Origin of the sequence: Anaerococcus hydrogenalis DSM 7454, from assembly GCF_000173355.1 — a bacterium.
Lineage (GTDB): Bacteria > Bacillota > Clostridia > Tissierellales > Peptoniphilaceae > Anaerococcus > Anaerococcus hydrogenalis.
Genome location: NZ_ABXA01000026.1, coordinates 1 through 17,536, shown reverse-complemented (window position 1 = coordinate 17,536; position 17,536 = coordinate 1). Strand labels below are relative to the sequence as shown.

Below are 17,536 nucleotides of genomic sequence, written 5' to 3'. Positions count from 1 at the left end.
TAGGCACTTATAGAGAGTTAGCAAATTGTCGTAAATGGAGAAGTACCATAAAATAGACTTTTATAGAGATTTAGACAATTATCTAAGGTAGAGGGGATTTTCCCAACAATGAAGCCAATAGGCTTAGAAAAGACAGAAAATAGTGATTTATCAAAAGAAACTTACGAAACTTATGACAAACTTACGACAGAAAAAATTGACTTTTCAAAAGTAAAAGTAGAGCCATTATTTGAAGATATGGTTGATTTTGATACATTCTCAAAATCTGATTTTAGAGTTGTAAAAGTTAAGAACTGCGAAGAAGTTCCAAAGTCAAAAAAACTATTGAAATTTACATTAGATGATGGTTCTGAAAAAGAAAGAGTTATTTTATCTGGTATTAAGGAATATTATAGCGCAGAGAGCTTAGTTGGAAAGACACTACTTGCGATTTGTAATCTTCCTCCACGTAAGATGATGGGAGTCGACTCAGAAGGTATGATTATATCTGCAATTTGCGAGTACGACGGAGAAGAAAAACTTACTTAAATAATGTTGGATAATAATATTCCAGCAGGATCAAAATTATATTAAAGAACACGCTAATTACTAAACTGGGATTTGTTATGAATCCCAGTTTAATTTTTAGGGGTATGTATGAGATGGATAATTAGAATAATTTTATTACCAATAAGATTAGTATGGAGTTTGCTAATAGCTTTTTTAACTTTTATATTAAGTTTGAAACTACGTTATTAAACGTAGTTTCTACTTTAATGGATGGTGGTAAGTGTATATATAAGCTAAGCGGAGTGAGACTTTTCTTATCTGATAAATTTGATATTACAAAACATAAGAATTATAAGTTATTGGAAGATTGTGATAAGAAAAATGTTTTTGATATTGAAAAGTATATTACACGAAAGGGTAAAGCTAAGATAAATGGTAATACAGTGATAACAAGATTGTAATATTTACTGTAAGAGTCTATACATGCGAGGAACTATATAATATAATAGAACTAGATAAATTAGAATTTAACAGGCAGAAAATTTTGGACGTAAAGGAGCTAATTATATGAATTACGAATGCAAAATAACGGTATTGGAGACAAAGGTGTTTCCAGAATTACAGGAAAAGTATTTAGCTGATCCAAAATTAGGTCCGTGTCCTTGCTTTAAGGCGGGAGATACATTTCTTATGAAAAGAACGCCAGAGCAGGATGACTTTTACCATCTAATGAACGGAAAATTCTGCGGAGAGGCATAGGATGCCATCAGCCGATATGTATATGCGGCACTGCAGGGTTGCTCCATTATTCGCAAGTGGACAAATGACGACAGAATGATGATCGCCTGCTGTAATGACGGAACAGGCCCGGTTATCTTCAAGATCGAGCGGATTGACATTCCAGAGAATGAGGAAGAAAAGCTGTGGTTGGAAAAGCAGAATTTCAAGAATACAGCGGATGATGCCTATATAGGCTGATGACTTCAAGTTTGGAGAATTGAGTAAATCGGAATTTATCAGAAAATGAGGAATAGTTGAAATGGAGGCGCTATAATAACATGAAGATTGAAGGGAACCAGAAAGAACTGGATGCAATGGTAGAATTTCATAAGGGAAACCGTGTCGAGGGACTGAGACTGCAAGAAGAATTTGCAGCGGAATTTCGTAAGGAGTATAAAGACAAAGATCACTGTCCTTGCCTGAAAGCCTGTCGTTATCACGGAAACTGTAAGGAATGTGTAGCAATCCACAGAGCGCATCAGGAACATGTTCCTAATTGTATGCGACCATTGATTAATAAAAAATTGAAATTGATGTCAGAATTAACAGAGCATACTTTGGCAAATGAAATAGAAGCTCCACATGAGATTTTAAGAAGATAGGCAAGTCAAATTCCAGTTTGTCGAGTCAAATAATTAAATAGAAATGCAAGAGATGATAGATAATTAAACTCTATCGTCTTTTTTTATACTAAAAATTAGGAGGTTAAGATGGTAAGGATAAGAAGTCACACTTAAAACAATTTAATATATAAGACATTTAGCGATTGAATTCAAAGTTCAGTTGCTTTTTTAATTGAAATTTTTAGATTAAGGAGAAGAAATTAATGGATAGAGAAATGATAAATATTAATGCAAATTTAGTTAAGGAAGCTGAATTTTCAGAATTTGAAAAAGATGAAGAAAAATGTTCAAGTAGCAAATTTTGCTCTTGTAAAAAAATATGGAAAGGGCAAAGAATATACAAATAGCTCAGTATATGGAGAAAAGGTAGAAATTGTAAAAGAATTTGAAAAAGGAGATCTAATACATGTCTTTGGATATTTCAAAGAAAACAAAAAAGGAGATATAAGGTCTACAAGAATTTTATAGTTAAATCACTAAACAAAATAGAAAAAAGAAAGAAAACGAGGAGGAATAATATGGAATTTTTACAGCTGGAGTTGGAGTTTTAAAGACACTTGTAACTGCAATTGGTGCAGTTTTAAGAGCATGGGGAGTTATTAACTTGATGGAAGGTTATGGTAATGATAACCCTGGTGCTAAATCTCAAGGTATTAAGCAGCTTATGGCAAAATAAGGACGGAATAACACAACAAATTCTCTAAAACAAAAGACTAAATCAATGTAAGATTGGATGAAATCAATATTTATCCTATAATTAGATAAATCTAATGAATAGAAAAAGAGGGATATTATGGCACTTAACTATAAACCATTATGGATACAATTAGCAAAAAAAGGACTAAAGAAAACAGATGTAATAGCTATGGCAGGACTTACAACAAATGTTATGGCACAAATGGGCAAGGATAAACCAATTACATTTAAAAATTTAGAAAGAATATGTAAGGCTCTATCTTGCACTCCTAATGATATTATTAGTTTTGAAGATAATTTTAGTAACGAGGAATAGAAAATGACTTTAAGAACAGAAGTTCAAGTTAGGGATTATGCAAAAGAAATATTAGGCTTTGATGAAATTGAAGAAAACATCAATCAAGGTACTGGACAAATAACCACTTTTAATCAATTAGGCTTTAAGGGATATTCAGATAAGCCAGATGTTGGTATTTGCCTAAAAATATGAATGATGTAGCAATAATGCCTACAATGAAGCCAATTGGTGAAGAGAAAAAAGCACTTGAAAAAAATCAACATTCAATTGAAGAAGCAGCAGAAGAAATAGATTTTACAAATGTTGTTGTAGAAGATTTATTTGAAGACCAAGTAGATTTTGAAACATTTTCAAAATCAGATTTTAGGGCTGTAAAAGTTTTAGATTGTAAAGAAGTTCCAAAATCTAAAAAATTGTTAGAATTTACTCTTGATGATGGAAGTGAAGAAAATAGAACTATTTTATCAGGTATAAAGGCTTATTATAGTCCCGAAGAATTGGTTGGAAAAACACTTCTAGCAATCACAAATCTTCCTCCAAGAAAAATGATGGGAATAGATTCATGTGGAATGATTTTATCTGCAATCCATGAAAAAGATGGGGAAGAAAAACTAAACCTAATAATTTTGAAAAATAATATTCCAGCTGGAGCAAAAATATATTAATAAACTTTAAGAAGTAGGATTCCTACTTCTTTTTTGTAAAAATTTTTAGTGCTTTTATAAATTAAAAAATATCGTAAAATAAATACTGGATAGAAAGGATTATTTATGATAAAAAATATTATTTTTGACCTTGATGGTACTATTTCAAAGTCAGCTGATGGAATTTTGAATGCTTTTGAATATGCCTTGGACAAGATGGGTAAAGCCTATGATAGGGATCAATTATTTAAATATATTGGTCCTCCTTTGAGAGATTCTTTTGTAAAGGAATTAGGGGAAGACTTGGCAGATGATGGGGTAGAATTTTATAGGTCATATTATTTAAAAAAGGAAAATACGAGGCATCTATTTATGATGGTATGAAAGATGTGATCAAAAATTTATATGATAGGGGCTATAAAATTTATCTTGCCACAAGTAAGGGCAGAAATTCAAGTCTTGAAGTTTTAGAATCTTATGGAATTTTACAATATTTTTCCTATGTAGAAGGATCTACAGACATTTTAAATACTAAGAAAAAAGTTTTAGAAAATGTAATAATAGGAAATAAGTTAAAAAAGACCAATCCCTTATGATAGGTGATAGGTCTTATGATATAGATGCTGGTTTTGATCTTGGACTAAAAACTATTGCTGCATCTTATGGATATGGAAAAGATGAAGAATACAAAAAGGCAAGCTTTATTGCAGATTCTCCATCTGATATAGAAACTATAATTAAAAATATTTAAAATCTTGTTTTTATAAGATTTTGAGCGTAGACAAAGTCAGTTTAATAATCAATTGATGATTTAAACATAAAATTACGCTAAAACCCATCTCGACTAAGTGAGTGAAACGAACGCATGGAGAGATCTCTTGAGATTTCTCCGCTCGTTGCAAACGAAAATCGGGATAAACAAACGAAAACGACGGTTGTTTATCTGGTCGAAATGAGAAAAATTTTAGTTTGTCAACAGTCTGAAATCTTGTTTTTACAAGATTTTTTTATTGGAAAAATTCCTTGTATAATTTTTCTATGGCAATTTTTTCATATTTTTTGTTTATAAAGACAAAGACAGAATTTTTGTTTGCTCCTTGAATTATAGACTCAAGCTTTATATCTTCCTCATACAAAACTTTTGAAATTTTATAAAGGGCATTTCCTACCCTTTGGCTTAGGCCTTCTCCAACTATAGCAATTGCAGAAATGTCATCTATAATTTCAAATTCATCAAAGGAAAAGTTTGCCTTTATTGTATTTATTATATTTTGCATTTGAAATTCAGAGCTTATATATTTTTTCCTAACCAAAATTGCAAGAGAGTCTATTCCTGTTGGAATATGCTCAACTGGTATATGTTGGTATTCGAAAATATCCAAAAGTTTATTAATATATCCAATCTTTTTATTCATCAAATATTCAGTAATATTAAAGGCAATAAAGTCACCAACATTTGAAATTCCAATAATTGGATTTTGGTCGACGTCTTCTCTTTTTGTCTCAATAATTGTCCCACCATTGTTAGGATCGTTTGTATTTTTAACATGGATTTTTATATTGTGAGAAAGTAAGGGAGCAACTGCATCTTCTTGGAAAATCTCAAAACCATTATAGGATAGCTCTCTCATTTCCTTATAGGTAATATTTGTAATCTCTTTTGGATTTTCTATTAATTTTGGGTGGGTAGTATAAATATAGGACATATCTGTATAATTTTCATAAATATCACATTCAAGGCCCCTTGCAATTATAGAACCTGTAATATCCGATCCACCCCTTTGGAAAGTTATAATTTTTCCCTGAGGAGTATAGGCAAAAAATCCTGGTATAATAAAAAGCTCATCCCTATCCTTAAATTTATTTAAATTTTCATAAGTTTTTTCTAAAATTACAGGCTCACTTAGGGTGTGTTCAACTAATATCCCAGCATCTTTAGGAGAAAGATAAGAACAATTTACTCCCAAAGATTTTATGTATTTTGCAATTAATCTTGCATTAAAATCTTCACCACAAGCTTTGATTGCATTTTGTAGATAAAAAGAATCCTCTATGTTTTCCAAATAAGAATTTAAAATATCCCTATAATCTTGTAAAATTTCTTCATCAAGTTTTAAATCATTTACAATTTCTTGGTATCTTTTTATAACTAATTCTAAGCTTTCTTTGTATTTAGAATCCTTATTTCTAAATTTTTCATATAAGTCTATCAACAAATCTGTAACTTTTATATCCCCATCAAATCTTTTTCCTGGAGCTGAAACAGTTACTGCCCTAATATTTTCATCAGATAAAACTATCTTACATACTTTTTTAATTTGTTCAGCATTGGCCACTGATGAGCCCCCGAATTTTGCACATTTTTTCATACTTATTCCTTTCTAATTATTTATTAAATTTTTAAAATTATTATACATGATATTTCTAATATAACATAATTTCAAAAATAATTCTGATTATTTTTCAATTTTAGGATAAAATTGATATAGGAGGAAGTATGTTAGAAAAAGATTTTTTTAAAAAAGATACCCTATCTCTTGCCAAAGATTTATTAGGAAAAACAATGGTTAGAAAGGTTAATGATAAAGTGATGAGGGCGAAAATTGTTGAAACTGAGGCTTATCTTGGAATAAATGACAGGGCCTGCCACACTTTTAATAACAATAAAACTGAAAGAAATAAAATTTTATATATGGATTGTGGGACTTTGTATGTTTACCAAACCTATGGAATTCATTTTTTATTAAACATTTCAAGTGTTGGGAAAAATATTCCTGAGGGAGTTTTGATTAGGGCTGTCGAACCTTTATCAGATTTAAATATTTTTAGCCAAAATAGGTTTAAGAAAGACTACGAGGATCTATCATCCTATCAAAAAAAGAATTTGACAAATGGTCCTGCTAAACTTACCAAGGCTCTTTTAATTGATAAGAGCCTTAATGGAAAAGATATTTTTGGAAAAAATTTATACATAGAAGATGCAGATTCTTCATTTGAAATTTCTGTCGATAGGAGGATAGGAGTTGATTATTCGAAAGAAGCTAGGGACTTACCCTATAGATTTTTTATAAAAAATAATCCTTACATTTCCCTAAATATGCAAGATTAAAATATAATTATGAATTTTTTTAAATAAAATTCATGATTTATTTGACGAATGTGAATATTAATGATAAATTATTACATAACAACTTAACAATATAGTCAAGAGGTTGCGGTTATGATTAGTAAAGATTGAAAGGCATAACCGCCGAAATGCCCATGGCGTTGGTTGTATTCAAAATATGGATACAACTGTCAATAAGAATATGCCAAATCTTATTGGAGGACTTACTATGTTGCGGCGAAAGGAATCGTGGGCCTTTTGCTCACGATTTTTTTTTAAAAATAATTGCTTTAAAAATTTAATTACATAAAGCTAATGGAGGATTTATGTTAGAAAACAACTTTAAAAATAATAAGGGCTTATTAGAAATTGGGGGAGTTAATGTAGAAAAACTTGCCCAAAAATATAAAACACCCCTTTACATATACGATCAAAAACTCATAAAAGATACGGCATCATCTTTTGTAGAAAATTTTAAATCTGAAAAATTTGAGACAGAAATAATTTATGCGACCAAGGCCTTTTCAAATCTTTATGTTTTAGGACTTTTAAATGAATATAATCTTGTTTTTGATTGCGTATCCAAAGAAGAAATCTTTGTAGCCTTAAAGGCTGGCATCAAAGGAGAAAATATTCATTTTCATGGAAATAATAAGACAAAAGAAGAATTGATATATGCAATAGACAATGATATTAGCCTAATAATTATAGATTCAGAAGATGAATATTATTTATTAGATGAAATTTTAAAAGATAAAAAGAAAAAAGCATCCTGCCTACTAAGGATAAACCCAGATGTAAAAACAGACACCCACAAATTTATCCAAACCTCAAATGCAGATTCAAAATTTGGACTAAATATTAGAGATGAAAATACAGAAAAAATTATAGAAAAGATAATAGAAAACCCAAATATCAATCTTCTAGGCTTTCATGCCCACATTGGAAGTCAGGTTAAAAATTTGGAATTTTTCAAAGAAGAAGCAAAAATTATGGCTGAATTTACAAAAAATATCCAAGATAAATTTAAGAAATGTTTTTCCCACTTAAACTTGGGAGGAGGATTTGGAACTAGGGAAAATCTGGAAGATGAGGACCTTGATTTGGAAAAATTTCTTAAAGGTTTGATTGTTTTTATGGAAGACTTGTTTGATAAAAATAAACTTTCTATTAAAAATCTTTCCATAGAACCAGGAAGGTCTTTGATTTCAAAAGCAGGCTCAATTCTTTATAGGCTTGGTTCATCAAAAATTACAATGGAAGGCTATCCCTTAATTTTTGTTGATGGAGGAATGTCAGATAATATTAGACCAAGCCTTTATGGGGCAAAATATTCTGCCATCCTTGCCAACAAACTAGATAATGAAAAAAATCAAACCTATAGGGTTGGTGGAAAACTTTGCGAATCGGGAGATATTTTGATAGAAAAAGTAAAAATTCCAAAAGTAGAAAGGGATGATTTACTATTAGTTCCATTTGCAGGTGCCTATACCTATTCCATGAGTTCAAACTATAATAAACTCCTCAAACCAGCAGTTGTTTTTGTGGAAGATGGAAAAGATTATTGTGCAGTAAAAAGACAAAGTTTAGAAGATTTGATAAAAAGAGATTTGAAATATAAAAAAGGAGATAAGTAATGGAAAATTTAAATGTAGCAGTAGTTGGAGCAACAGGACTTGTAGGAAGAAAGATTCTTGAAATTTTAGAAGAGAGAAATTTCCCAATCAAAAATTTAAGGGCCTTTGCAAGCGAAAAAAGTGCAGGGAAAAAACTAGACTTTAAAAATGAAAAAATCACAGTAGAAAAATTGGATGAAAATTCATTCTCAGATGGTGACATTGATATAGCATTATTTTCTGCTGGAGGATCAGTATCAGAAAAATACATACCAATAGCAATAGAAAATAAGGTAAAATGTGTTGATAATTCATCATTTTTTAGGATGGATGAAAATACTCCCTTGGTTGTGCCAGAAATTAATAAAAATGAGATAGATAAAGACACCATGCTTATTGCAAACCCAAACTGTTCAACAATCCAATCAGTTCTTGCAATTAAGCCAATTTTTGATAATTTTTCAATAAAAAGAATTGTCTACAATACTTACCAAGCAGTATCTGGTGGTGGAGAAAAGGCCTTGGAAGATTTGTACAATAAAACAAATAAAAAGTGGAAGTACAAAATTTACAACAATGTCCTCCCACAAATAGATGATTTTACAGAAAATGGCTACACAAAAGAAGAGTTAAAAATGATAAATGAAACAAGAAAAATTCTTGGAGATGAAAATTTAAAAATTACAGCAACTACAGCCAGAGTTCCTGTAGAAAATTCTCACGCTATTTCAATAAATATAGAACTAGATAGGGACTTTGACCTAGATGAGATTAAAAATTTAATAAAAAATCAAGAGGGTGTAGTTCTTATGGATGATATAGAAAAGGAAATTTATCCCCTACCAACAAAGGCTACAGGCCATGACGAAGTTTATGTAGGAAGAATCAGAAGAGATTATTCTCTTGATTATGGAATAAATTTATGGTGTGTGGCTGATAATATAAGAAAAGGAGCAGCTACAAATGCAGTAGAAAATGCAGAAATTTTATTGGAGGTATAAATGTTATTTGAAGGTAGTGGGGTTGCCATAATTACCCCATTTAATGATGATAAAAGCATAGATTATGAGTCTTACGAAAATTTGCTAGACTTTCATTTAAAAAATAATACAGATGCAATAATTGTCCTTGGCACAACAGCAGAAGCAGCTTGCCTAACAGAAGAAGAAAAATTAAAAATTGTCGATATAAGCGTTAAAAAAATCCAAGGAAAAATCCCCCTAATTGTAGGAACAGGGTCAAATAATACCTATGCCAGTGGGGAATTTTCTGAAAAAATTTCAAAAATTGATGGGGTAGATGGTCTTCTTGTAGTAACTCCATATTATAATAAGGCGACCCAAGAAGGCTTATATGAACATTTTTCCTATATTGCAAAAAAATCTACCAAGCCAATAATCCTCTACTCAGTTCCAGGACGTACAAATGTAAATATTTCTATTGAAACTATGAAAAAACTTGCCCAAATTGAAAATATTATAGGAATAAAAGATGCAACAGGAGACTTATCCTATACAACTAGTCTTAGGAAAGAGCTTCCAAAAGACTTTGCAATTTATTCAGGAAATGATGATTTAATCACACCCCTAATGAGTGTGGGAGGAAATGGAGTGATTTCTGTACTTGCAAATATCTATCCAAAAAAAGTCCATGAGCTTTGCCAATATGGCTTAAATGGAGATTTTAAAAAGGCTAGAGATATTCAAATAAAATATTTTGATATCACCAAGACCTTATTTAATGAAGTAAACCCAATTGGGGTAAAATTTGCAGCATCCTACCTAAAACTTTGCAAAAATATCCTAAGACTTCCTTTAACAAGGGCGAGCAAAGAAACAGAAGATTTAATAAAAAAATCTATGGAGGACATAAATGATTAAAGTTTTAGTATCAGGTGCAAGTGGAGCAATGGGTCAGGTTCTAATTGACTTGATTAGAAAAAATGATGACTTTGAAGTCTCTTCTGGATTTTCTAAAGATGAAATTTCATATGATGATTTTAAAATTTATGATAATCTTGAAAAAATTCAAGAAAAATCAGATGTAATTATTGACTTCTCATCAAAAGATAGCCTAAATTCACTTTTGACCTATGCCACAAAAAATAAAATTCCCCTAGTCCTTGCATCAACAGGTTATGATGAAAAAGACCTAGAAAATATAAAAAAAGCAAGTGAAAAAATCCCAATAATTCAAACGGGAAATTACTCCTTGGGTGTAAATGTTATGGTTTATGTATCAAAAATTTTGGCAAACTTATTGGAAGGATTTGATATAGAAATAATAGAAGCCCACCACAATAAGAAAAAAGATGCCCCAAGTGGTACAGCAAATATGATTTTTGATGCAGTAAACCAAGCAAGGGGAGAAAAATTAGAAAAAGTTTATGGAAGAAGTGGCTTTACAGAAAATAAAGATCCAAACGAGGTTGGCATCCATGCCCTAAGAGCAGGGACCATAAACGGAGACCATGAAATTATTTTTGCAGGTCAAGATGAAGTCATAAAACTTTCCCACCATGCCCAAAGCAAAAAAATATTTGCCCTAGGATCTTTGAAAGCTGCGAAATATATAATAAAAGAAAAAAAGGGTCTAATCCATATAAAAGATGTATTAAATATAGGAGAATAAGATGATAAGAATAGGAATAGTTGGTTACGGAAATTTAGGAAAATCTTGCCAAAAATTAGTAGAAAAAACTGAAGATATGAAACTTGTTGGAATATTTTCAAGAAGAGAAATAAAAAAAGACGGCTTTTACAAAATAGAAAATATAGAAAAATTCAAAGATGACATTGATGTTTTGATTCTTTGTGGATCCTCAGATAAGGACATAAGAGTCCAAGCTCCACTCTTAATCAAAAATTTTAATACAGTAGATAGCTTTGATACCCACAAAAATATTCCATCATATGAAGAAAAAATGGGAAAAATTGCAGAAGAAAATGAAAAAATAGCAATAATATCCACAGGCTGGGATCCAGGTTTATTTTCAATAATTAGAACCTACTCAGAGGCCATATTAGAAGAAGGAAAAACTTATACATTCTGGGGTAAGGGCATAAGCCAAGGTCACTCTGCAGCAGTTAGAAATATTGAAGGAATAAAAGATGCAAGCCAATACACAATTCCAAAAGAAGAATTTATTAAAAAAATAAAAAATGGCGAAAATCCAAAATTTACTCCAGAAGTAGCCCACATTAGAGAAGTTTTTGCAGTGGCAGAAGAAGGCTATGACAAAAAAGAACTAGAAGAAAAAATAAAATCAATACCAAATTATTTTGACAAGTCCCAAACCATAGTTCATTTTATAAGTCAAGAAGAACTAAATAAAAATCATAAGGGAATGCCTCATGGGGGAAAAGTAATTAGGGTAGGACAAAGTCCAAACCAAAACCAATCAACCATAGAATTGTCTCTAGCCTTAGAAAATAACCCAGACTTTACAGCAGCAGTAAACATAGCCTATGCTAGAGCAGCCTATAAGCTAAAAAAAGAAAATAAAAAAGGAGCCTTTACAGTAATAGACATAGCTCCAAAATATCTATTAAAAGAAACAAGACAAGAAATAATAAAAAAATTCATATAAAATTTTCCCTCCTTGTATAAGGAGGGAATTTTTAATTTATAAAACTTTTTAAATGCCTTAGTTTTTTTAAAAAAAGATAATAAAAAAATATTAATAAATAAAAACAGAGAAAACTATGACATAATTGTTTGTCATGGTACAATGATATCAGGTTTGTACTAAATTGAAAATAAAGTAAGAAAGGAAAAAAATGAACAAGAAAAAGGATATTATAGCTTTAGCCTTATCTGTTTCATTTGTAATTGGAGGCGCAAGTCTTTCTCATGCTGATGAAATAAATCCAGATACTACAAGCTATATAAGTGAAAAACAACCTACAGAGAATGAAAATAAATCTTCAAATCAAATTGAAGACAAAGAAAATGTTACAGAAGTAGTAAATAATTCTAACACAGATGAAATTCAAAATCTTGAATTATCTGAAGAGAAAACACCAGGATCTCAAAAAGCAGTTCAAACTACAAATGATCCAAACTATTCTAAGGATGAAAAAGAAATCAATGACTATAGCGGGGAAGAACGTTATAAGGAAACAGACCTTAAGCCAGGAAATACTAACCAGGAAAACTATGCTACTGATGAGAAGGTAGAAAAAGACGGTTTTAAATTTGAACTTAAGAACCCATCCGCAACTTCTCCTAGTAAGACTGAATATGGTTACCAAGTTACCATAGACAAGAAGACTGGTCAAAGAACCTATACTAGGGTTTATGTTACAGACTCCGGTCTTGTACAAGTACCATTGGGCGAAAAACCAATGATGAATGAAGGAGAAAAGTTAACTCCTGAATCTCCAGATGTAACCTACAAGCCAGGTGAAAGCGGAAGCGTAACAGCTGGTGGACGACAAAAAAACTTAAACTACGAAGCTAGTGAAGATACCCTAAAACACATCAATAACAAGGACAATGACTCCACTTCCTTTGGAATGAAGGATAACTACACTCAAGAAAACCCTGGAAACAAGTTTTTTGGAAAGAGCTTCCTTTTAGGTTATAAGGTAAATCCATGGCCAAATGAAAACGACAGGCTTGAAGAATTAAAACTTAATAAAAACAACTACGACCCTAATGCCAAGTACTTTGTCCAAGGTCAAGATATAGATACTGGTATTAAGGTAGATAATGTCGATGAAAGTGCTAGAGAAAGACTTGTAGGTCAAGTTTATAATCCAATTACTGGAGAAATCGTCCCAGGAGCAAGTGCTTATATAGCAGATGATGGCAATATCCATATCAAATTGCCAGAAGGAGCTCTTAAAAAAGATGAAAATGGCAAGACAGTTATCAATGAAGATTCAATCTTTAATACTCCCGATTATAAAGCTCTTCAAAACTTAGATGTTAAATTCTTCGCCCGTCCAAGAACAGCTGAAGAATTTAGAAATATTGCGGGGACACCAGATGATTTTGGTGCTACAGGAACTTATGTAGAAACAGGTGCAGGTACTGCCGACATCAACCACAAGGGATCTAATGTAATAATCGACAAACAAGGCATAGACCGTTACGACCACTACAACCTAATAGGTGATTTTAAGTTAAATCTTGATGATACAAGATACTACGACCAAAAATTTGAAGATGGCAATGGTGATGATACTTCTAAAGTTACATCATCAGCCGTAAAACCAGGTGAACCTTTTAAGGTTGGAATAGTAAAACCAGAAAATCCAAGTGAAACTGATAAGTCTGCTGAAGAGATGAACGCAGCTGAAAGCAGGGGAGAGGCTTCTGGTAAGCTTATCATGGACTTTATCAACAAGGAAAATGAAGGCAAGGCAGAAGAAGACCAATGGAAGGTTGATTTAACAAAGGGAGATATTTCAAACTTCACTATTACCCCTCCAAAGTCTGCTAAGGCAGGAGACTTTATAGCAATACCTGTAGAGTACACTTATACTAATGGATCAAAAGATGTCCACTGGTTCCACTTTGTTGTCCAAGAGTCAACATACATCAAGCCAGAGTATGAAACTAAAGTAAACTACCCAATAAATAAACAAACATCCCCTGCAACAGTGCCAGATGATCCTAAGAAAATAAAACCAGATCATTATACTCTTCCAGATACATTAGAAACTGATGATGCAGGCAACAAATTAGCTACAGATGATAAGGGAAACAAATGGACTGTAACAGTTGATGAAACTACAGGTCAGGTAACTGCTAAGCCAGTAAACCCAGATGACTTTGATGGTGGAGAAAAACTAACAGTACCAGTCATAGCCCACTATAAAGATCCTCAAAAACCAAATGAGGATATTACTGAAAATGTCAATGCTTATTTCGTAATAGAAGAAAAAGCAAATATGACCCCACGATACAATGCCAAAGCAGGTAAAGAAGGAGATGTCCTTTCTTCTGATGTAATCCTAAATGAAGAAGATAGGTACAACAGAAGACCAGGCAAGTTTACCCTAGAATCAGACACTTATACAGACGATAAGGGAAATGTTTGGAATGTATCAATTGATGAAAAGACAGGTAAGGTTACAGCTACAGTTCCAAATGCCAAGGATGGTCAATCAATCGACGGAGCTCTTTTAAACGTACCTGTAATAGCTCACTACTATGAAGAAGATGAAAATGGAGACCCAGTTGAAGCAGGAACAAAACAAACAGAAGTTCAATTTGTAGCTTATGGTACAAATGGTTCTATTGAAAAGACTGAAGAAATTCCATTCGAAACTATTGTAGAAAAAGATCCAAACCTTAAAAAAGGTGAAATCAAAGTTATAACTGAAGGTGAAAAAGGATCTAAGAAGGTAACTTATACTATAGAAGATTCTAAAGTTACAAAGACTGATGAAAAAGTTACAAAAGAAGCGACAAATCGTGTAATCCACGTCGGCGAAGGTGTCAATGACGGAACTCACAAGATTGAAGAAAAAGTTGAAATACCATTCGAAACTGAAATCCAGTTTGATGATAATCTAGCTCCAGGTGAGATGGAAGAAGTTCAAAAGGGTGAAGCTGGAGAAAAGAAGAGAGATATTAACCTTACAATCCAAGATGGTAAAGTAACAAAGACTGAAGAAGGCGAATTTACTGAAACTAAAGCTCCTAAAAAGAGAATTATCAAGGTAGGTAGAAATACTGAAGGTAAGGTAGAACACAAGGAAGAGCTTCCATTTGACTACAAGGTTGAATATGTAGACGACCTAAAGAAGGGCGAATACAGAATTGCTAAACCAGGTAAGGTTGGAACAAAGACTACAACTTGGACAATAGAAAATTCAAAAGTAGTAGGTGAGCCTACTGAAGAAATTGTTCCTGCAGAAGACGCTCTTATCCAAGTAGGAAAGGGAACTAATGATGGTACTCACGAAATCGTTGAAAAGAAAAATATCGATTATAAGACAATCATTGAATACGATGAGAATATGGAAGCTGGTCAACAAGAAGTTGTCAAAGAAGGAAATCCAGGAGAACAAGAAAGAACAAACACACTTGTAATCAAAGATGGCCAAGTAACTGAAACTAAAGAAGGCGAATTTAAGACAACTAAGGAATCCACTGATCGAGTTGTAAAAATCGGTACAAAACCAGTAACAAAAGTTGTAGAAAAACCATTCAACACAGAATATGTTTATGACGAAAATCTCGAATCTGGAAAAACTGAAGAAGTGACCCCAGGTAAAAATGGCAAAGTTACTATCACAACAACTTATGACAAGGACCAAAAGAAGGTTGTAACTTCTGAAACAGAAGAAGCCGGTCAAAATAGAGTTGTTAAAATCGGTGGCAAGACTAACGGAACTGAAAAAGTTAAGGAAGAAATTCCATTTGAAGTAGAAGTTAGAAAAGACCCATCACTTAAGAAGGGCGAATGGAAATATGCTACTGATGATCAAGGAAATGAACTAAAGGGTGAAAAGGGAGAGCAAGAAAAAACTCTAACTATAGAAAACTCTAAGGTAACAAATACTTCTGAACCAACAGTAACTAAAAAAGCTAAAAATGCAGTAATCTTAGTTGGCGAAGGTACAAATGATGGTACTCACAAGATTGTAGAGAAGAAAGAACTACCTTTCGAAACTAGATATGAGTATGACGATTCTCTAGAACCAGGCGAAGAAAAAGTTGTAACTCCAGGTTCACCAGGAGAACAAGAAAGAACAAATACTCTTGTAATCAAGGATGGAAAAGTAGTAGAAACTAAAGAAGGCGAATTTAAGACTACTAAAGAGCCACAAGAAAGACTAATCAAAATTGGTAGAAAACCATCTGAAGGTGAAACTAAAAAGACAATCGAAAGAGAAATTCCTTACGAAACTAAGATAATCTATGACGAAAACCTTGAAGCTGGATTCCAAAAAATCGAAAAAGAAGGAAAAGCAGGCAAGGAAGAAGTTACAATAACTCAAAAGATAAAAGATTCTAAGCCAGTTGGAGAAGCCACAGAAACTACAAAAACTATTACTAAAAAAGAAGATAGGGTAGTTAGAATTGGTGTTAAACCAGTAGTTAAAGAAACTGAACTTGGTAATAACACTGAATATAGACATAATCCAGAACTTAAGGCCGGTGAAGAAAAAGTCATCGAAGAAGGTTCTAATGGATCTGTGAAATATACTACAACCTTCAATAAGGAAACAGGTAAGCTTGAAGTCAAAGAAGAAAGAGTTGAACCAAAGAATAAAGTAGTAGAATATGGTTCTAAGACTGATGGAGAATTCAAATACGAAAGTGAAAAAGCTTACGATATTATCATTAGAGAAAATCCAAACCTTGAAGCTGGAAAAACTAATGTTATCCAAGAAGGTAAGCCAGGTAAGACTGAAACTACTGTTAAGATAGAAAACAGCAAGGAAGTATCTAGGGATACTAAGACAATCACAGAAAAACAAGATAAGATTATAGAGATCGGAACTAAAAATGTCTGCGAAATCCCACCAGTAAAACCAGATCCAGAAAAACCAGGCGAAAAAGATCCAGAAGATCCAACAAACCCAGGAGAAAAGGACCCAGAAGATCCAAACAAACCAGGCGAAAAAGATCCAAAAGATCCAGAAAAGCCAGACGAAAAAGATCCAAAAGATCCAGAAAAACCAGGTAAAGAAGATCCGAAAGATCCAGAAAAACCAGGCGAAAAAGATCCAAAAGATCCAGAAACCCCAGGCGAAGAGAATCCGAAAATCCAGAAACCAGGTAAAGAAGATCCGAAAGATCCAGAAAACCAGGCGAAGAAAACCAAATGAACCGGGCACACCAGGCGAAACACCTGAAAAGCCAGGCGAACCAGGTAAGCCAAATAAACCAGGAAAACCAGGCGAAGAGAATCCACAAGATCCATCAAACCCTGGCGAAGAAAAGCCAAACAAACCAGGCACACCAGGTGAAACACCAGAAAAACCAGGTAAGCCAAATGAACCAAACACACCAGGTGAAACATCTGAAACACCTGAAAAACCAAATAAACCTGGACAAAGACCTGAAAATCCTAAAAAACCTGAAGATAAAAATGTAAATGAAAGTAAAGATAAGCAAATTAATCCATCAAGAAAATTGGAGAAAACAAAAACAGTAATAAATAAGGATAATACTAATAAAAATCCAAAAACTGGAGTTGCAAGCTTATCAACAGTTTTATCAAGTCTAGGAATTTCATTGTCAGCTTTGGGCTTTTCAAAGAAAAAAGAAAAAATAAATAAGAACAATAAAAAAATGTTAGATTTTAGTCTAACATTTTT

At 32.4% G+C, this 17,536-nt stretch carries 17 protein-coding genes, 5 pseudogenes and 1 riboswitch; of the genes and pseudogenes, 21 read left to right on the top strand and 1 reads right to left on the bottom strand.

The annotated features are described in order from the left end of the window. Nucleotides 1-96: 96 nt before the first annotated feature. The 12 genes and pseudogenes from ANHYDRO_RS04560 to ANHYDRO_RS10550 form a co-directional block, all read left to right on the top strand. Nucleotides 97-528, top strand: a pseudogene (locus ANHYDRO_RS04560) (lysine--tRNA ligase); the annotation flags it as partial. A 221-nt stretch (nucleotides 529-749) separates the two neighbouring features. After that, a pseudogene (locus tag ANHYDRO_RS04555) lies at nucleotides 750-950 on the top strand (hypothetical protein); the annotation flags it as partial. 106 nt (nucleotides 951-1,056) lie between these two features. Then, nucleotides 1,057-1,248 (top strand): hypothetical protein, encoded by a 192-nt coding sequence (locus ANHYDRO_RS10095; RefSeq protein WP_004814053.1) that lies wholly within the window; start codon nucleotides 1,057-1,059, stop codon nucleotides 1,246-1,248. 6 nt (nucleotides 1,249-1,254) lie between these two features. Then, nucleotides 1,255-1,467: a TIGR04076 family protein gene (locus ANHYDRO_RS11435; protein WP_208853634.1), complete on the top strand. Its 213-nt coding sequence runs from the start codon at nucleotides 1,255-1,257 to the stop codon at nucleotides 1,465-1,467. An 80-nt stretch (nucleotides 1,468-1,547) separates the two neighbouring features. Then, complete coding sequence (locus ANHYDRO_RS04545; RefSeq protein WP_039914064.1) at nucleotides 1,548-1,871, top strand: hypothetical protein; 324 nt, start codon at nucleotides 1,548-1,550, stop codon at nucleotides 1,869-1,871. A 224-nt stretch (nucleotides 1,872-2,095) separates the two neighbouring features. Then, nucleotides 2,096-2,409: pseudogene (locus tag ANHYDRO_RS04540) on the top strand (single-stranded DNA-binding protein). Between the two features lie 6 nt (nucleotides 2,410-2,415). Beyond that, nucleotides 2,416-2,568, top strand: coding sequence for a Maff2 family mobile element protein (locus tag ANHYDRO_RS09625; protein WP_081449343.1), 153 nt, complete (start codon nucleotides 2,416-2,418; stop codon nucleotides 2,566-2,568). 117 nt (nucleotides 2,569-2,685) lie between these two features. Then, the gene (locus tag ANHYDRO_RS04535) at nucleotides 2,686-2,904 is read left to right on the top strand and encodes a helix-turn-helix domain-containing protein (protein ID WP_004814049.1); all 219 of its coding nucleotides are present in this window, start codon (nucleotides 2,686-2,688) and stop codon (nucleotides 2,902-2,904) included. A gap of 3 nt (nucleotides 2,905-2,907) precedes the next feature. Then, nucleotides 2,908-3,078, top strand: coding sequence for a hypothetical protein (locus ANHYDRO_RS09880; protein WP_004814047.1), 171 nt, complete (start codon nucleotides 2,908-2,910; stop codon nucleotides 3,076-3,078). Beyond that, nucleotides 3,072-3,551, top strand: a pseudogene (locus ANHYDRO_RS04525) (lysine--tRNA ligase); the annotation flags it as partial. The gene ANHYDRO_RS09880 and the pseudogene ANHYDRO_RS04525, both read left to right, overlap by 7 nt. A 105-nt stretch (nucleotides 3,552-3,656) precedes the next feature. After that, a pseudogene (locus ANHYDRO_RS11430) lies at nucleotides 3,657-4,126 on the top strand (HAD hydrolase-like protein). Next, the gene (locus ANHYDRO_RS10550; RefSeq protein ID WP_004814039.1) at nucleotides 4,123-4,281 is read left to right on the top strand and encodes an HAD family hydrolase; all 159 of its coding nucleotides are present in this window, start codon (nucleotides 4,123-4,125) and stop codon (nucleotides 4,279-4,281) included. The pseudogene ANHYDRO_RS11430 and the gene ANHYDRO_RS10550 overlap by 4 nt, the downstream one beginning before the upstream one ends. Nucleotides 4,282-4,537: 256 nt before the next feature. Here the strand turns inward: ANHYDRO_RS10550 and ANHYDRO_RS04515 are convergent, their stop codons facing one another. Continuing rightward, nucleotides 4,538-5,899: an aspartate kinase gene (locus ANHYDRO_RS04515; RefSeq protein WP_004814037.1), complete on the bottom strand. Its 1,362-nt coding sequence runs from the start codon at nucleotides 5,897-5,899 to the stop codon at nucleotides 4,538-4,540. A 128-nt stretch (nucleotides 5,900-6,027) separates the two neighbouring features. Between ANHYDRO_RS04515 and ANHYDRO_RS04510 the strand changes: the two genes are divergently transcribed. From ANHYDRO_RS04510 to ANHYDRO_RS09980, 9 genes are all read left to right on the top strand, one after another. Further along, complete coding sequence (locus tag ANHYDRO_RS04510) at nucleotides 6,028-6,639, top strand: DNA-3-methyladenine glycosylase (RefSeq protein WP_004814036.1); 612 nt, start codon at nucleotides 6,028-6,030, stop codon at nucleotides 6,637-6,639. 88 nt (nucleotides 6,640-6,727) lie between these two features. Beyond that, a riboswitch (Lysine riboswitch) is annotated at nucleotides 6,728-6,870 on the top strand. A gap of 92 nt (nucleotides 6,871-6,962) precedes the next feature. Then, nucleotides 6,963-8,273 carry a diaminopimelate decarboxylase gene (gene lysA / locus ANHYDRO_RS04505; RefSeq protein WP_004814033.1) on the top strand — a complete coding sequence of 437 codons (1,311 nt, stop codon included), beginning with the start codon at nucleotides 6,963-6,965 and terminating at the stop codon, nucleotides 8,271-8,273. Next, complete coding sequence (locus tag ANHYDRO_RS04500; RefSeq protein WP_004814031.1) at nucleotides 8,273-9,253, top strand: aspartate-semialdehyde dehydrogenase; 981 nt, start codon at nucleotides 8,273-8,275, stop codon at nucleotides 9,251-9,253. Before lysA ends, ANHYDRO_RS04500 begins: the two co-directional genes overlap by 1 nt. Next, nucleotides 9,254-10,132 carry a 4-hydroxy-tetrahydrodipicolinate synthase gene (gene dapA / locus ANHYDRO_RS04495; RefSeq protein ID WP_004814029.1) on the top strand — a complete coding sequence of 293 codons (879 nt, stop codon included), beginning with the start codon at nucleotides 9,254-9,256 and terminating at the stop codon, nucleotides 10,130-10,132. After that, nucleotides 10,125-10,883, top strand: a complete 759-nt coding sequence (gene dapB, locus ANHYDRO_RS04490; RefSeq protein ID WP_004814028.1) for a 4-hydroxy-tetrahydrodipicolinate reductase — start codon at nucleotides 10,125-10,127, stop codon at nucleotides 10,881-10,883. The genes dapA and dapB overlap by 8 nt, the downstream gene beginning before the upstream one ends. Before the next feature lies 1 nt (nucleotide 10,884). Then, nucleotides 10,885-11,841 (top strand): diaminopimelate dehydrogenase, encoded by a 957-nt coding sequence (locus tag ANHYDRO_RS04485; protein ID WP_004814026.1) that lies wholly within the window; start codon nucleotides 10,885-10,887, stop codon nucleotides 11,839-11,841. A gap of 190 nt (nucleotides 11,842-12,031) precedes the next feature. Next, nucleotides 12,032-17,044: a G5 domain-containing protein gene (locus ANHYDRO_RS04480; protein ID WP_004814024.1), complete on the top strand. Its 5,013-nt coding sequence runs from the start codon at nucleotides 12,032-12,034 to the stop codon at nucleotides 17,042-17,044. After that, on the top strand, nucleotides 17,041-17,313 hold the full coding sequence (locus ANHYDRO_RS10545) for a hypothetical protein (RefSeq protein ID WP_004814021.1): 273 nt from the start codon (nucleotides 17,041-17,043) through the stop codon (nucleotides 17,311-17,313). The genes ANHYDRO_RS04480 and ANHYDRO_RS10545 overlap by 4 nt, the downstream gene beginning before the upstream one ends. Before the next feature lie 38 nt (nucleotides 17,314-17,351). Next, on the top strand, nucleotides 17,352-17,536 hold a 185-nt coding region (locus ANHYDRO_RS09980), incomplete at its 3' end, for an LPXTG cell wall anchor domain-containing protein (protein ID WP_004814019.1).